At 59.4% G+C, this 13499-nt stretch carries 21 protein-coding genes; 5 read left to right on the top strand and 16 right to left on the bottom strand.

Annotated elements, in window-relative coordinates:
* Positions 1 to 17 precede the first annotated feature (17 nt).
* Positions 18 to 716 carry a hypothetical protein gene (locus tag ACSQ3S_RS32710; protein WP_436145127.1) on the bottom strand — a complete coding sequence of 233 codons (699 nt, stop codon included), beginning with the start codon at positions 714 to 716 and terminating at the stop codon, positions 18 to 20.
* A 78-nt stretch (positions 717 to 794) separates the two neighbouring features.
* On the opposite strand from ACSQ3S_RS32710, the gene ACSQ3S_RS32705 reads away from it, so the two are divergent.
* Together ACSQ3S_RS32705 and ACSQ3S_RS32700 are read left to right on the top strand one after the other, a co-directional pair.
* Positions 795 to 1574 (top strand): exonuclease domain-containing protein, encoded by a 780-nt coding sequence (locus ACSQ3S_RS32705; protein ID WP_436145126.1) that lies wholly within the window; start codon positions 795 to 797, stop codon positions 1572 to 1574.
* Positions 1575 to 1654: 80 nt separating this feature from the next.
* Positions 1655 to 2179, top strand: coding sequence for a hypothetical protein (locus tag ACSQ3S_RS32700; protein WP_436145125.1), 525 nt, complete (start codon positions 1655 to 1657; stop codon positions 2177 to 2179).
* Positions 2180 to 2360: 181 nt separating this feature from the next.
* Here ACSQ3S_RS32700 and ACSQ3S_RS32695 read toward each other — a convergent pair whose 3' ends face one another.
* The 5 genes from ACSQ3S_RS32695 to ACSQ3S_RS32675 all read right to left on the bottom strand — a co-directional run bounded on the left by ACSQ3S_RS32695 (position 2361) and on the right by ACSQ3S_RS32675 (position 4585).
* The gene (locus ACSQ3S_RS32695; protein ID WP_436145124.1) at positions 2361 to 2828 is read right to left on the bottom strand and encodes a hypothetical protein; all 468 of its coding nucleotides are present in this window, start codon (positions 2826 to 2828) and stop codon (positions 2361 to 2363) included.
* Between the two features lie 8 nt (positions 2829 to 2836).
* Positions 2837 to 3511, bottom strand: a complete 675-nt coding sequence (locus tag ACSQ3S_RS32690) for a hypothetical protein (RefSeq protein WP_436145123.1) — start codon at positions 3509 to 3511, stop codon at positions 2837 to 2839.
* 94 nt (positions 3512 to 3605) lie between these two features.
* Positions 3606 to 3857 carry a hypothetical protein gene (locus ACSQ3S_RS32685; RefSeq protein ID WP_436145122.1) on the bottom strand — a complete coding sequence of 84 codons (252 nt, stop codon included), beginning with the start codon at positions 3855 to 3857 and terminating at the stop codon, positions 3606 to 3608.
* Positions 3858 to 3865: 8 nt separating this feature from the next.
* On the bottom strand, positions 3866 to 4159 hold the full coding sequence (locus tag ACSQ3S_RS32680) for a hypothetical protein (protein WP_436145121.1): 294 nt from the start codon (positions 4157 to 4159) through the stop codon (positions 3866 to 3868).
* Positions 4160 to 4240: 81 nt separating this feature from the next.
* Positions 4241 to 4585, bottom strand: coding sequence for a hypothetical protein (locus ACSQ3S_RS32675; protein WP_436145120.1), 345 nt, complete (start codon positions 4583 to 4585; stop codon positions 4241 to 4243).
* Between ACSQ3S_RS32675 and ACSQ3S_RS32670 the strand changes: the two genes are divergently transcribed.
* Both ACSQ3S_RS32670 and ACSQ3S_RS32665 read left to right on the top strand, forming a co-directional pair.
* Positions 4568 to 5002 carry a hypothetical protein gene (locus ACSQ3S_RS32670; RefSeq protein ID WP_436145119.1) on the top strand — a complete coding sequence of 145 codons (435 nt, stop codon included), beginning with the start codon at positions 4568 to 4570 and terminating at the stop codon, positions 5000 to 5002. The genes ACSQ3S_RS32675 and ACSQ3S_RS32670 overlap by 18 nt on opposite strands.
* Positions 5003 to 5864: 862 nt before the next feature.
* On the top strand, positions 5865 to 5999 hold the full coding sequence (locus ACSQ3S_RS32665) for a hypothetical protein (RefSeq protein WP_436145118.1): 135 nt from the start codon (positions 5865 to 5867) through the stop codon (positions 5997 to 5999).
* A 218-nt stretch (positions 6000 to 6217) separates the two neighbouring features.
* Here the strand turns inward: ACSQ3S_RS32665 and ACSQ3S_RS32660 are convergent, their stop codons facing one another.
* The 10 genes from ACSQ3S_RS32660 to ACSQ3S_RS32615 form a co-directional block, all read right to left on the bottom strand.
* Positions 6218 to 6634: a hypothetical protein gene (locus ACSQ3S_RS32660; protein ID WP_436145117.1), complete on the bottom strand. Its 417-nt coding sequence runs from the start codon at positions 6632 to 6634 to the stop codon at positions 6218 to 6220.
* Positions 6635 to 6737: 103 nt separating this feature from the next.
* Entirely contained in the window at positions 6738 to 7085 is a 348-nt protein-coding gene (locus ACSQ3S_RS32655) for a hypothetical protein (RefSeq protein WP_436145116.1), read from the bottom strand.
* Between the two features lie 73 nt (positions 7086 to 7158).
* On the bottom strand, positions 7159 to 7515 hold the full coding sequence (locus ACSQ3S_RS32650) for a hypothetical protein (protein WP_436145115.1): 357 nt from the start codon (positions 7513 to 7515) through the stop codon (positions 7159 to 7161).
* Between the two features lie 42 nt (positions 7516 to 7557).
* The gene (locus ACSQ3S_RS32645; protein ID WP_436145114.1) at positions 7558 to 7950 is read right to left on the bottom strand and encodes a hypothetical protein; all 393 of its coding nucleotides are present in this window, start codon (positions 7948 to 7950) and stop codon (positions 7558 to 7560) included.
* 82 nt (positions 7951 to 8032) lie between these two features.
* Positions 8033 to 8506 (bottom strand): hypothetical protein, encoded by a 474-nt coding sequence (locus ACSQ3S_RS32640; protein ID WP_436145113.1) that lies wholly within the window; start codon positions 8504 to 8506, stop codon positions 8033 to 8035.
* A gap of 14 nt (positions 8507 to 8520) precedes the next feature.
* Positions 8521 to 8790, bottom strand: a complete 270-nt coding sequence (locus tag ACSQ3S_RS32635; protein WP_436145112.1) for an ASCH domain-containing protein — start codon at positions 8788 to 8790, stop codon at positions 8521 to 8523.
* Between the two features lie 11 nt (positions 8791 to 8801).
* Positions 8802 to 9068: a hypothetical protein gene (locus tag ACSQ3S_RS32630; RefSeq protein WP_436145111.1), complete on the bottom strand. Its 267-nt coding sequence runs from the start codon at positions 9066 to 9068 to the stop codon at positions 8802 to 8804.
* Complete coding sequence (locus ACSQ3S_RS32625) at positions 9065 to 9358, bottom strand: hypothetical protein (RefSeq protein WP_436145110.1); 294 nt, start codon at positions 9356 to 9358, stop codon at positions 9065 to 9067. The genes ACSQ3S_RS32630 and ACSQ3S_RS32625 overlap by 4 nt, the downstream gene beginning before the upstream one ends.
* Positions 9359 to 9378: 20 nt before the next feature.
* The gene (locus tag ACSQ3S_RS32620) at positions 9379 to 9771 is read right to left on the bottom strand and encodes a hypothetical protein (RefSeq protein ID WP_436145109.1); all 393 of its coding nucleotides are present in this window, start codon (positions 9769 to 9771) and stop codon (positions 9379 to 9381) included.
* Between the two features lie 361 nt (positions 9772 to 10132).
* On the bottom strand, positions 10133 to 13111 hold the full coding sequence (locus ACSQ3S_RS32615) for a TrlF family AAA-like ATPase (protein ID WP_436145108.1): 2979 nt from the start codon (positions 13109 to 13111) through the stop codon (positions 10133 to 10135).
* Between the two features lie 136 nt (positions 13112 to 13247).
* Between ACSQ3S_RS32615 and ACSQ3S_RS32610 the strand changes: the two genes are divergently transcribed.
* On the top strand, positions 13248 to 13499 hold the full coding sequence (locus ACSQ3S_RS32610) for a hypothetical protein (RefSeq protein WP_436145107.1): 252 nt from the start codon (positions 13248 to 13250) through the stop codon (positions 13497 to 13499).

Below are 13499 nucleotides of genomic sequence, written 5' to 3'. Positions count from 1 at the left end.
CCGTATTCCATATCCTTTCATGATTTAACCAGCCCTACAGGTGCTGGCTGGAATAGCTGCAGAGCCGTACCAGGCATGACCTGACGGATATTTACCCGCTCGTAACCCAAGGCCCAGCCAGGGGTATAGCAGACGAACACTTCATTCACTCCGACGACGGGCTCGTTAGGAATCTTTGAGTTCCCCCAAAGGGCAGCCGACAAGCTTTCTTCGTCACCCTTTGCCAACCTAGAGGTGAATTCAGGCCAGGCCATGCCGACAGGCACGCTGCCATGCACAAGGCCGACCTGCGGCTGTCGATCTCCGATCCCGATGGCCAAGGGGAGCATGCGCATCGCGTCGACAACTTGCGCGCGCTGCGCGCGGCTCGACTCGGCCAACCAAGCTCCGGCTTCTCCGAAGGTCTGCGCCACGTCGGCCAGATAGGCTTCGTCGGGCTCCCCCTCTTCGAACAGATCCAGGAGCTGCTGCTCGATGTTCGTGCGCAACGCGTAGACGCCCGGGTGGCGGACGAAACGGATGCACTGCGACATTGACCAGCTGGAGGCGATCAGGTGCCCGACACTGAACAGGCGATCTTTCGACGGGTCGAACATCAGCGCAGACATTTGCCGAAAAAGCAATTCAAACTCGCCGCACACATCCCCCACCACGAAATCCCGCCCCTGTCGGTTTGCCGGAAAGTTCAAAACAGTCTGAAATGTCGTATTGGCCACTTGCAAACGCGCCTGCTAAGTTAGTGTATGTTTCGTTTTGTGACTACAAAACGGAACTATACAGAAAGCTCGCCCCAAATGGAACCGGCATTTAAAATCCCCGAGCATGACCTGGATCCTCTTGAGGGACTGGCCTGCGCCCTGGATACTGAGACGACTGGTCTCAATCCAAAAATTGATAGAATCATATCTTTCGGCTACGTTGAGATAGTGGACGGCCGCATCGGTAAGACCGTCGAGTGGTTTTTTAATCCTGGCAGTACCCCGATCCATCCGGATGCCCTGCGGGTGCACGGGCTCACTACCGAATTCCTATCAGACAAGCCCCCCATCAAAGCCTATCTGCCTAAGATCATCGAACTGGTAGTGGAAATGATCGTCTGCGGCCACAACCTGAAGTTCGACCTGGATATGCTCGACGCCGAGTTGGCGCGCCATGGCTTCGGGCCGATCGCACAGTACATCGCCGGCGTGCACGACACGATGAAAGAGGCCAGGAAGCGCTGGCCCGGAAAACCGGCATCACTGGATGCGGTATGTGCGCGCCTGGAAATACCCACCGCGCATCGGGTGAAGCACGGCGCCTTGGTCGACGCTGTCCTCTGCGCCGAAGCCCTGCTGGCGATGCGCCGCGGTCAACGCAGCCTTCTCGATCTGCAAACTGCCCCCGAGGCTACCCAGGCCGCAGGGCCTGGCCACGCGCCGGCGGGGATGGCACCAATTCTTGTACATATGGCCGACGCCGGAGAACAAGCCGCACACGAACAGTACCTGGCCGACCTGGCCGCTAGCGGCACCGAACCGCTCTGGCCCGATCCCACCGACCCGGAGGAGCAGGACGCGCCCCGACCACATTAATTTTCTGGCCGTATTCCTTGCGAGACGGCCGCTTATTTTGCAACACTTTCCGCAAGACCTTTTCCATTTGAACGAATCCCATGCCAGAACATAGTTTTTACGACCACGCTCTCCCCCGTGGATCCAACCAACTGATCGGACTCGCTTGCGAGGCCGCCATCTACCAACGTGTGCACCAGGACTGGTGCGCCATCGTGGCGGCCAGCCCCGTCCTCGAGAGTCATATTTCGGAAGTGGACACCATGGTTTGCAGCGCAGACGAAATCGCGGCACTGGTTGGGCAGGCGTCCGACATTGTTATCCGACAGTCGCTGCGTATGATTGCGGAACTGCGTGAATTCACCAGCAGGTCCGGAATCCCTTTCCGGCCAAGCACGACTTCGCAGGTGACGCTCGACCTGGCGGATGCAGAGTGGGAGCAGCACCTGGACCAGCATCCCACGTACACCAAATGGCTCCTGCAGAACAGCCCCGTAACGTGCACACGCACTGTGCTTCTCGAAGCCATTGAACGCGCCCCTTCAGACGTTACGCGTCATGCCATGCGCGAGGTGCTGATCTTCCGTGATGCCTTCGAATTGGCGCACGGCCGGGTGTTTCGCTAACAGCCCTGCACCACCATGGCCTTCCCCTACCGTCGGAGGACCTGGACCTCTTCAGTTCCAGCGCATCGTCGACGGCTGCAGCCAGGTAGGTGCCGCCAGCACGCCAGAAGCACTGGCGCCACCAAGCGCATGGCCCAGGCACAGACGAGCTGCTGGCCGGGCGCCGCCGGCGCCGGACATGCTAAATCTGCTGATCAGGCGCGTCCGGTTTGGCGGGGTCGAAGACCGCCCAATTGTCTTGAAAGCGAGCAAGTGAGGTCGGGGCGACTCCTGGCATCTTCGGATCTGCAAAGCCCTTTGCGAATAGCAAATCGTTCTCTAATAGTTCAGTTCCACGCAGGATGAAATACTGAACTTGGGCACCGGGGCGGTTTAGGATCACAAACACGTAGACGTGATCGGGCTTGATGCGCTGCCGGTTCAACAGGAACCAGTTCCGGCTTCGCACGGTCTTCACCTGGACAATGAAAACTCGTTCTGTTTGGGGACAGTGAGCAAGGAGATCTATCGATTTGGCGTTTCCAAACGTCACCGACGTTTGCAGCCCGCGTTTCAACAGCTCAGCCGCGACAAAAAATTCTCCAGCGAGTCCGCTGATCTGGCCGTCCGCGCGAACCTTTTTCCCTGGCTCAGCAGTTGTAGCGTCCATATCGCGCATCAGTCGTGATGGCGAGCCGCATCGGCCAGCACAGGCAGTGGCATGGCTTCGGCCGCCCGCCGTGCTTCATTCTCGCGCCGATCACGAGCAAGTTTGTCTCGTCGTTCGCGTAGCACTTCGTCGCGGCGCCGCCCGCTTGGCCCGGGCGATGGTGGCGGCAATCCCGCATAACTGCGCAATCTGACAGCCAGGTCGATCACATCCAATCCCAATTGCGCAAATTCGCACTGACGCGTCCAGAAATATTCAACGAAATCTGGCGGATCTTCAAACCCGGGATCCATGTTCAGATACCGCTGCAACTCGCGGGTGCGATGCGGAAGATTGAGCAATTCGTACATGAGCTCGGGCGATATTGCATTCCACTGCACTTCTAGTTCCAGCGGATCGAAAACGGGGGCGCTGGTCGTGGTTTGGTGATACCCACGATCCCCAGCTGGCTGCCCTTCGCTTGTCCCGTCGTCGAACGCGACATCAACGCAGCCTTCGGAAAATCGATCGAGGTGCGCCAGTACAAGCGTCGCCAAATAGCAGGCGGCATGCCGACGCTCCGACTCCTCGCGCTCCGCTTCACGACTATTGGTTAGATGCCCCCCCAGCCAAACGCCCGCCAGGCCCGTCACCGCCGAGATACCAGCTTGCACCACTCCCCATCCCGCCCACGCTTCGGTCATTTCCCACTCCCCCGTGATATTTTGCTCAAGTCCAGGCTCTTTCGGCTCGCGCGCGGCTCTCACCGCACCTCTGACTGGCGTACCTCCGTGAAACCTACTTCATGGGCGGAAGGGTCTTGTGCCGCATCCATACATCGAACTCGGACTCTGTCATCCCCATCCAGGCAGAGATACTTTTCCCCATTCCGTCCATGGCCTGCTGGTACGCCAGTTCGAACGCTCCGGATGCGGCTTCGGTCGATTTGAAATGGCCAGCGCGATACCAGGACGTCACCGAGGTGACGTCGCGCAGACCGCCATCGACGACGATCCCTTGGCGCATTTGACGTTGCGTGGTCTTGGTCATATCTGCTCTCAGCTCGCCTCAGGGAAATCAACCACTACCTTGCGTCCCAAACGCGCCTCAATTAGCACAGGGACGACAGCCTTCGGAAGCTTCTCCCACACCATTAGCTGAACCCCTTCTTCTGGCTGTTCGCCGTTCTGCTCGAGCAAGTAGATCTCGCGGTTGTAGTCATGATGATGCAAAGCGTCCGATGGAAAATCACCGACTAGCTTGAAGGAATGTCGGGCCGACATCACGTTCCCATCTAAGTCCATCATGCTGCCGTCCGCAGCTCCACCAATATGTAAAATATCCATCGTCATCTTTCTCTCTGGTCGACACCATGCCGACGCTGTTAACGCCAAAGCCGCCCCGTGGGCGGCTCGGTAGCCAGGTTACGCGCACTATGGGCGCGATCGAGCTTCTGCCTCGTATTCGGCTTGCAGCCGCTCATACTCGGACTCTGTGATCTCGGCCCCACGCGGAGCGTGATGCATTAGAAAATAGGAGATGGCCTGTTCGCGGTCATAGCGAGCATCGAACGACTGCGTCGGAACCTCCCCGATCTTATGTTCCCACTGGTTGAGGACGAGACGATTGTCCGCACGGGTAATGTCGATCCACATGTCGACGTCCCATCCAGTTCGCTTCTTCACGCGCCCACGCCCGCCAGTCGTTTCCCTGATATTGGGCACGGCAGGATAGCGGTAAACTATTCTACTCTGTGCATCGTGAACGAACTTGAACATGAATTTTTCCTTAACCTGTTTGCCACGAGCTTAACGACCGCCACGACAACCGTCAACTACGAACAAGATACCGATCTGAACACCGCCAGACTCCCGGCCGCCGCCGGCGCGGCGCCTGGCCGGCGCCTCCATCCCCTGCCGCACAAGGTCGACGGTGGCCGCCGCGCGATCGCCAGCGGCGCGCCGCGGTACCGGCACTGGCCAGCACCCCGCCCAGGCACGCACCAGCTGCTGGCCCACCTGCTCCGCCAGCTCGGCGCCGGCCGGCGCCTCCTCCAGCTGCAGCACCAGGTCGACGGCGGCCGCCGTGCACGCGCCGCCGGCGCGCCGCGGTACCGGCGCTGGCCAGCACCACGTCCAGGCGCGCACCAGCTGCTGGCCGGCCGCCGCCGGCGCCGGGCCCACGCCGGCACCTGATCACCGCCGGATCCCGATCGCCGCCGGCGCGCGCTGCGCGGCGATGGCCACGGCCATCACCAGCTGCTGGCCCGCCTGCTGTGCCAGCTCGGCGCCCGGCCGGCGCCTTCTTCACCTGCAGCACCAGGTCGACGGCGGCCACCGCGCACGCGCCGACGGCGCGCCGCGCCGCGGTGCCGGCGCTGGCCAGCACCCCGCCCAGGCACGCACCTGCAGGCCGGCCGCCGCCGGCGTCGGACCCACGCCAGCACCTGGTCACGGCCAGATCCGCGATCGCCACCGGAGCGCGCAGCGCGGCGCTGGCCACGGCCATCACCAGCTACTGGCCCGCCCGCTCCGCCAGCTCGGCGCCCGGCCGGCGCCTCATCCAGCTGCAGCACCAGGTCGACGGCGGCCGCCGCGCACGCGCCGCCGGCGCGCCGCGGTGCCAGCGCGGGATTGTGTCGGATAAGGAAAACCCACCACAAGAAAAAATTCTTCCGGGGCGGCACACTGTACCCAAGGCGTGCAAAACGACGCCGAAGAAAAACTTGGCTGCGTCGGTCGAATTACTTTGCACCGCTGAGAATGCTATCCGTGGAGGGTTGGAAAACCCACCAGAGGAACCGAATGCCGTTCCGTATCACAGTAGGAAAAGGCCCGTGCATGGCTTGCCGTCGTGATGGTAGGCGCCGTAACAAAAGCATAGCAAGCGCTGGCGCGAATCTCGTCGTGATGGACATCATGAGTCATTGGTGGGCGAGGTGCGCCGAAATGGAAAGTGGCGCGATCGGGCTCGTCACCGGAGCGCCAGAATAGAGCCACGCAATATGAAGAGATGGGCAAGGCGCCCGTCTGATACACAATCTAGAAAGGATTTCGGATGCCCCCTAAAAAAGACCTGATCACTATGCTGGCGATTTTGCCCGGTGTGTTGGCGGCGATCGATAGCTATCCATTTCCAGCGTGCCTGGTGCTGGTCGGACTGCTGGTATGGAAAGCGATCCCTGGAAAGTAGTCGGCCGGCGTACCAGGACAACAGCGCGGCGGCGCGCGGCACGCTCTACGCACGGCCAACGGCGTCGAATAGCTACCCGCGTCACGCTGGGTGTGTAGTTGCTACGCGCGGCGTAACTCAGCGTCGACGACGGCGCATCGTGTGGGACTGGGAGAGGCATACACGCGCCGTTGGCGCGCCGCAGAGCCTGGACACACGCGACCGCTCATGCCTCCCTGTTAGGCTGACATCTCCGACCAGGCGGCAATCAAGCGATTGAGAGGCACGAGAACCTTGTCCCGAACATTCGTGCCTTTAGCAGCCGTGTCCGAGTAGATGCCGATCTCCAGTCTCACCAACTCTTCCACCTTCGGAAGGCATTTGCGCAGTTCCTCCAAACCTTCTGCGCGCGCCTTGGCGATCTGCAACGCCAACTTACCTGACGCTCCGAAGATAGCTGACAGCAGAGCGCCAGCGGCGATCTCCGCCGCCGTCAGCACCGGTTTTGCAATCTTGAATGTGGGCGCATCGGGGTTCTCCCACTCCAGGAACGTCGGGCCCATTTTGCGCAACTCCTGGTCCATCAGGACCAGCGCGGCAATTTCGTCCATCACCGAAACACGGACAACATCAAAGTCTTCACGGACAATAGTCATTTCGTTCTTTTCATCGGCTCCCGGCCGTAGCGGACGTCCTGTAGACGTGGTCAAATTTCGATAAACAGCGCAACACGACTGAGCTCGACCTTCCCAATCCCGGCTAACTGTCGGCAGGCTTGCCGCTCGCTTTAAGATCCCGCAATGCATCGCCCAAGTCTCGCCACTCGGCCCAATCGCTCTCCGCCCCGAATTTCTTGAATACACGATCCGCGCACGCGATGACGCTCTCGATCTCAGCGAACTTCTCTGCACCTAAAATGGCTACGTTGCGCATGCGCGATTCGTCCGGCATGCGGCAGCCCAGCTGCTGCGCCACATCGGTCGCGTCACCCTTTGAAGGCGTCACCACGATGATTTCGGAACTCTCAGCAGCCAACGCCACAGCTGTTCCAATCAAGGCCTGCCCCCGCTGCTCAAACGCTTTAACTGGGGCCAGTTTCTTTTCCATGTTGCTTCCTTAAGGATAATTCGCACGTTCAGCTTCCATTTGCCGCGTCACCCGACTGACAAGATCGAAAGGTTCACTTCCCCGGCTGAACTCTGTGCCAGTTGGATGGCAAGCTAAGCGCATTGCACGAGTCGCAAATGTAGGCCCCGGACACGACAATGAATGAGAGCACCATGTTATGCTCCGTCTCGATCTTCCAAGTTCCACCGGTGGGTCCGGTGGTCCGCTCGATCTCCGTCACCGATTCGTCCAAGCCTTTCGGATAGCCCGGCAGCACGTCCGAATGGATCCTGCCCGCCTTACCGGTCATCGTGATGGTTGTCCCGAGTCCAAGTTGACCATCATCTGCCTTGATCGCGTAGTTCTCCGAGCTTCCGCACGCCGACAAGCAGAACATCACAGCACCGAGAGCCACATTAAATTTCACCATCTCTTACCTTATAAATTGTTTATACAGTTTATCTCAGCTGCGCTAGCCTACTGGGCCGCTGTACACTTTTTGGTCTTGCAAGGTGCTGAATACCTGACGTAGCGCTAGCGTATCGGTCTCGGTGATGTTACTGAAGTACGGAACGTGTGACTGCAGTACCGCGTTGAAGGACTCCCAAGTTGCGGCCAATGGAAGCTTAGCCAAGAGGTCAACAGCCAAGCGTTTTTCACTGAAAGGTATCGACAAGTCGGAATATGTAAATGTAGTGTCAATCAGGTATTTACGGATGTCGTAGGGTTCTGATTTGGCTTGGACCAATACCCATTTGGAGTGCGTTTCGTCGGCAATTTCCAATCGACCGCAGGCTTTGCACATACGTGTGCTCACGCTATAGTCACGGTTGGGATTGGTGCGCCAAGCATGATTCACGTTCATGTCGCACAGTGCCTTCCTTACGGCACTCATTACCGTAGTCCAACGCATTTTCATTTTTGTCCCTTATTCATAGTCTCAAGTGTCAACGCGCGAGCGCCACGCCTATCAAAGTACCGCCCAGCAAGGCTGTAAAAAGACTATCAGAATTATCGGCTTTTGCGTCTACACGCATCTGGTTGAGTGTCCTGGCTATGCCATTCTGCAGAATCGTGTTCTGCTCCTGGATGAGACCAATCTGCATCGCCATCAAACGGTCCGAGCCCGATGGTTGTTCAATCCCGGCGACCCTGCATATTGCCTCGATCCTCTCCTTGAGCAGATCTTCTGCAGCCGTAGAGCGAAGTGAGCTAAGGAAGTCCGCCATCTCGCCGCGTGTCGGCCCGGATGCCAGGAAAGTGCTGAGACGCTCTTGCAGTACCGGCGATGCGCCGGCAATTTCTTGAGCGCGAGTGATCTGGTCCTCACCGGCCGGCTTCGCCGCGATCTGTTGTGGTGTCATATTCATGGGGTGCTCCGGTTTTTTGCGCGGCACACTGCCGGCGTTAATTGAGATCATGGCCCTCGTGTCCTTCAGTTCACGCGGATTGCGTAGACCTCAATCGGATCCACGCCGAAGTGCGGATGCGTAATGGTCCGCACATCGAAGCCACGCCAAGGACGACGGATAATACGTTCTGCGTCACCTGTGCTAGGGTAGCCTCGCTTGATGATAATGCTGTCGAACTGTTTGCCTTCCAAGCGTTTCGCCCAAGTAGATTTCGCCCGGAACTCAAACAGCTTAGTCCCGGCCTTGATCTGGTCGAAGTATTCGCCTTTTAGATTTAAATGCAAATCGGCCACGGTTCCCCTCCTCACGTTTCTTCAAGCACTTGCAGGGCCTCTTCGCCGGCGAGCGACGGAGTCAGTTGGAATACAGGCTCCCAGGAATCGCCGACGTCGCGTACAAACAAGAAGCCCGCCGATTCAAGGTCGTGCGCAGCTTTCGAGAGCCGCTTCCGCGTCACCCCTGTCGTGACTACCGAATCGGCGAGCAACTTGCAGGCGCGAAAGCCCAAGCCTGCCAGCACTGCAGCTGATTCCTTTGCATGCTCTTCCGATTCGTGAGCAAGCCAGATCATTGCCGTGCCAACGCTACGTCACCCGCAGATGGGCCTGCTCGCAGAATACAAAGTTCTCCAGCCGAGACGCGCCACTCCACAAGGCTGTAACACACTTCACGCCCGCGATCGAACACCAAGGCCGGATCGGGATTCTCGGCGCCGGTCCTGTCCTTCACCTCGGCGCGTCTGGCCAGCCAGAAAATGCTGCGCGAAGTCTCATCTCCAGGAATGCCGGCCAGTGCTTCCAGGTCCCCAATCGAGCTGCCGGCACGCCGGATGGCGGCCTTTAAAGATTTCGTGAGACGCATATTTTCCTCGGCGTCATGTCTTAGCGAAGAGGCTTCCAGAACATCTGCTCGATGTCCTTTCGCGACACCGGCTTTTGCGCCCTCTCGTCATGGGAGTCGTAGGCACGCAACCCGGTGGCTCCACCATAGAACAACGCGAGTGCGCGCTCTTGAACCCCATCCGTTTGTGAAAGCGCGTATGCCAACGCCTTGGCTTCCGCAGGGTAGCGTTGGCATGCTTGATCCGGCTTCGCACTGCCATACTCAATATGGTCCACGGACGCCAAGAAATGCACTGAGACGTTGAATTCTTTAGCAGATGCTTCAAGACAGGCCGCAGCCACGGACATCGGCAATGTCTTATAAGCCATTACGCCAGGTACCGCAATTAATGCAGAAATAACCAATGGCCCTATACTTTCAGTGAATTTCATGTGATTTTTACTCCGTGGTTACAGCCAAGCATTTCAACCATCCATTTGGATGTCATACCCGATCAGTATAAACGCTGAGGCATGCCTCTCGCCACAGTAGAAATTCGACAAGCATAGTCCAGAACGCCAGATCCCCGATCCCCGCAGCGCGGCGCTGGCCACGGCCATCATCAGCTGCTGGCCCACCTGCTCCACCAGCAGCTCGGCGCCTGGCCGGCGCCTCCTCCATCTGCAGCACCAGGTCGACGTCGACCGCCGTGCACGCGCTGCCGGCGCGCCGCGGTGCCGGCGCTCGTCAGCACCACGCCCAGGTACGCACCAGCTGCTGGCCGCGGCAAACCGGACTCACAAGCCATAGGGCTTATAGGGTGACGCGCAGCCTCTTGGCCCGCTCTTGGAAAGCGCGCTTGCCGCCCTCTAAGATCGCGCACACGGCTTCGCGTATTGTCGGTTCCTCCAGGCCACCGGAAGCGTAAGTTATGTGCGGAAGGCGCCCGCGTTCATGACTGCCGCAGCGCGCCACGATCACTTGGTCGGCGTCGGTGTTGACAACCAAATTCGCGTTGTGGGTAACAATGATCACTTGTCGGCGTAACTTGGCGCGCTGGAACTCTACGACGAGCTCGTCGTAGATCGATTGCGGATCGAGATTCTCCTCCGGCTGGTCGACGATCAGCGGTCGATCATCCTGCGTGTCGACCGCCAGATATAGGAGCAGCAGCACGATACCGCGGGTACCAGGGGAGAGACGCTCGATTGGTACGCCGTCAAACTCCAACCCATAACCAACGGAGATGTGGTCGGTGCTGAACAGCCAGGCTGATATCCGCCTGGCCCAATCCTTAGCCTCCATGTCCTCCGGGCGATGTTTTCGAAGCTCTGCGCTGTAGACGCTCACGAATTGCAGAAGTGCCTCGCCGGCCATGGCTGCATCACCTCTGCGCCACGTATCCAACAAGGACGCAGCTGCCAGTTCCCGTAGGCTGCCCTTTCCTTTGAATGCACCAGCGGCGCGCAGGTCGAGGAGCGTCTCGCCGGTCTGGCACCAAGCATCCAGGTTGACGTTGCGCCGTACAGTAAACGACAGCTTGACGAGCGTACCCCGCGCCAGCGCAATCTGCGCCTTCAGTGGCTCGTACAGCTCCGTCAGTGCACGCTCCTCGTCGAGTACCGCCTGAAACACGCCGACATAGGCATCTCTTCGCTGCTGGCGCAGGGTCTCGATGCGCGCTTCCGCACCCAGCCCCTTTGCGATCTCGGCGTCGAGCTTCGTCAACGCGACCCGCGCTGTGGCAACCCGGTCGCTGATGGCCTTGAAGCGCCGAGAGTTTTGAGCGTCCATCCCCACGAGCTGGCGCAAGCGAGCCAATTCGCGCTCGAGCAGCGACAAGGGGTGTTTTGACAGGTCATCGCCCTCGACGACCAACGGCACATCCGCATCGGCTGGAGCTACAGGCGCCGCAGTGCCCTGGTTACCCTCCAATGTGCGCAGAAGCCCTAATGTGCCTTGGTAGGACCGGTGCAGGGTATCATCCACGTCCCCTGCGAATACCAGCTCAAACTTGGCCCAATCCGCAGGGTCTAGTTCGGCCTCCTCGCGGTTGGCCTTCAAAGCTTCGAGCATTTGGGGCAGTTCCCGCTCGCGCAGGTCCTTGACGTCCGCCGCTAGATGCTGGAGTGCCTCCAATCTGACCTTGGCCTTGAGGACTAGCGCCCGCTTAGCTTCGACGGCTTTGGACACTGTGCCGTGGCGCTTTGCCCGATCGGCATTGCCTTTCGGCATCAGCGCCTTCATGTCGGCCTCGTCCGTCTGAATAGCCTTGACCTTCTCGTCACGCTGCTTATTCAACGCCGCGAGGCCATCCTTCCGGGCTTGTTCAATCGTCATCGCTTCCGATGCCCGGGAGATCGCTTCCACTTGGCGATTCCTGGCCGTGCGTGCCCCCTCCAAACGAATGCACAAGAGTTCTTCGAAGGAGATCGCGTTCAGGCGGTCTGCTTCACCGTGTGCCTCGAACACCACGCGTTCGATTTCGCGCACTAGCGGGTCCTCCAGCCCTTCAGACGAGCAGAGTTGGTCGACGAACTGCTGGGACAGATACTGTACATGGGGTACGTCCAGCAGGTCTTCCGCTTCAACCCCGGAGAACGAGTTGCAAGTGATTTCGTCGGACTCCCAGATCAGCTTCGCCTCAGATTGATGGAGGTGGTCGGCGGCCCGGCGCAAGAATGACTTGTCGCTCAAGTGCGCCTGGACCCCCATGCCACCCATAGCAATGAAGTCTGCCAGTGCTGTCTTGCCGGAGCCGCGTGCTCCGATAATGGCAATTAGGCCGGGATTTAGCTCGATAGACGATGGCGACATCCAGGGCGCGTTGCTAACGGAGACCGTGCGGATCGCATTGCTGGGCAGTGCCCCGCATGGTGGCTCCTTGCCGATGAACGCACGACCGTCCGGGTTCAAACAAGCTTGGCGCAGCGTCTCAAATGTCAGCGCGCCCTTTAGCCAACAGAACCGATCCAATGCCGGTTTGCCGACTTTATCGTGCTCGTGCGCGTCGGAGCCGTGCAGGCATGGCTTCACCCCGCCCCATTTCTCATTCAACTCCTCCAGTGTCACAGAACCCTTGCCTGCATAGAATGCCGCCTGCTTGGGGTTGCCACTGAAGATGACGTGCGCGAAAGCTTCGATGTTCGTTCGCATGGCGGCAAACGACCCATTGGCGTCGCGCAGACCGGATGTACCGTCGCGCTCGCCGGCGGCCACTGCCACGAGACAGTTGCTGCGGAACCAGTCGTTCGTCTCCCAGGTCCCTCGCAGGACCTCGAAGTCGATCTTGAACTGGTTTACTCCAGCGGTCAATGCGGGCCCCTCATCGATGATCGACGAGTCATGGGCGCGCCCGAGCCGGATCAATTCCGATCGCTCGCAACGAAACTCGTCCTTCTGATAACGAAACTTGAAGCTCGCCATGAGGCGCCGGATGCGTTCGAGGTGATCCTTGTCTTCTGGAGAGAATAGGAGATGCGCATTAATTGCCGAGTTGCTCCCAGTGCCTACAGACAGCCGGATTTCAACATTTGGGAATATGAGTTCAACACCCGAGAGATTCCCCGCAGCCTTCGCCTGAAGCGCTTTCTCGTACGTGTCGACGAGAAAGTAGTCTGTGATACCTAGCACCCGGATCGGCGGGTCCTGATTGTCGACCCGCGAAATAAACTCAGACCAAGGATCTGTGCCGGAATACTGGTCATTCATTGCCGTGCCTGGAGCATGGATGTGCGGATCCCAACGGTGCCATAACGCGCCGCGAGAAGTGTCAATCTTGAGCTTGCTCATCTTTTTACCCTTTTTTAGACGACAATTCGTTTCTTTGGATTAACGACTGTTTGGTCGAAAGCGGTCAAAGATAGCAAATTTTCCACGGAGAAAACTCACACATTGTCACCGTGAAAAAAGGGATGATGGGGACCGTGTGGCCAGATCCGCGATCGCCGCCGGCGCGCGCGGCGCGGCGCTGGCCACGGCCATCACCAGCTGCTGGCCCACCTGCTCCGCCAGCTCGGCGCCCGGCCGGCGCCTCCTTCAGCTGCAGCACCAGGTCGATGGCGGCCGCCGCGCACGCGCCGCCGGCGCGCCGCGGTACCGACGCTGGCCAGCACCACGCCCAGGCACGATCCTGCTGCTGGCCGGCCGCCGACGGCGCCGGGCACGCGCCAACACCTGA

It is taken from the genome of Duganella sp. LjRoot269, assembly GCF_964254095.1.
Classification (GTDB): Bacteria; Pseudomonadota; Gammaproteobacteria; order Burkholderiales; family Burkholderiaceae_D; genus Rugamonas; species Rugamonas hordei.
Note: the sequence above shows the minus strand (reverse complement) of the source record. Positions and strands in the feature narration are given on the sequence as shown.

What these genes read in the sequence shown, in the direction of transcription:
- ACSQ3S_RS32655 (WP_436145116.1), bottom strand. Translation starts at nt 7,085, where the DNA reads ATGGAAAAGAAACTGGCCCCAGTTAAAGCGTTTGAGCAGCGGGGGCAG.
- ACSQ3S_RS32665 (WP_436145118.1), top strand. Translation starts at nt 5,865, where the DNA reads ATGCCCCCTAAAAAAGACCTGATCACTATGCTGGCGATTTTGCCCGGT.
- ACSQ3S_RS32650 (WP_436145115.1), bottom strand. Translation starts at nt 7,515, where the DNA reads ATGGTGAAATTTAATGTGGCTCTCGGTGCTGTGATGTTCTGCTTGTCG.
- ACSQ3S_RS32625 (WP_436145110.1), bottom strand. Translation starts at nt 9,358, where the DNA reads ATGCGTCTCACGAAATCTTTAAAGGCCGCCATCCGGCGTGCCGGCAGC.
- ACSQ3S_RS32685 (WP_436145122.1), bottom strand. Translation starts at nt 3,857, where the DNA reads ATGACCAAGACCACGCAACGTCAAATGCGCCAAGGGATCGTCGTCGAT.
- ACSQ3S_RS32645 (WP_436145114.1), bottom strand. Translation starts at nt 7,950, where the DNA reads ATGAACGTGAATCATGCTTGGCGCACCAATCCCAACCGTGACTATAGC.
- ACSQ3S_RS32675 (WP_436145120.1), bottom strand. Translation starts at nt 4,585, where the DNA reads ATGTTCAAGTTCGTTCACGATGCACAGAGTAGAATAGTTTACCGCTAT.
- ACSQ3S_RS32620 (WP_436145109.1), bottom strand. Translation starts at nt 9,771, where the DNA reads ATGAAATTCACTGAAAGTATAGGGCCATTGGTTATTTCTGCATTAATT.
- ACSQ3S_RS32695 (WP_436145124.1), bottom strand. Translation starts at nt 2,828, where the DNA reads ATGGACGCTACAACTGCTGAGCCAGGGAAAAAGGTTCGCGCGGACGGC.
- ACSQ3S_RS32705 (WP_436145126.1), top strand. Translation starts at nt 795, where the DNA reads ATGGAACCGGCATTTAAAATCCCCGAGCATGACCTGGATCCTCTTGAG.
- ACSQ3S_RS32680 (WP_436145121.1), bottom strand. Translation starts at nt 4,159, where the DNA reads ATGACGATGGATATTTTACATATTGGTGGAGCTGCGGACGGCAGCATG.
- ACSQ3S_RS32690 (WP_436145123.1), bottom strand. Translation starts at nt 3,511, where the DNA reads ATGACCGAAGCGTGGGCGGGATGGGGAGTGGTGCAAGCTGGTATCTCG.
- ACSQ3S_RS32700 (WP_436145125.1), top strand. Translation starts at nt 1,655, where the DNA reads ATGCCAGAACATAGTTTTTACGACCACGCTCTCCCCCGTGGATCCAAC.
- ACSQ3S_RS32660 (WP_436145117.1), bottom strand. Translation starts at nt 6,634, where the DNA reads ATGACTATTGTCCGTGAAGACTTTGATGTTGTCCGTGTTTCGGTGATG.
- ACSQ3S_RS32615 (WP_436145108.1), bottom strand. Translation starts at nt 13,111, where the DNA reads ATGAGCAAGCTCAAGATTGACACTTCTCGCGGCGCGTTATGGCACCGT.
- ACSQ3S_RS32640 (WP_436145113.1), bottom strand. Translation starts at nt 8,506, where the DNA reads ATGATCTCAATTAACGCCGGCAGTGTGCCGCGCAAAAAACCGGAGCAC.
- ACSQ3S_RS32630 (WP_436145111.1), bottom strand. Translation starts at nt 9,068, where the DNA reads ATGATCTGGCTTGCTCACGAATCGGAAGAGCATGCAAAGGAATCAGCT.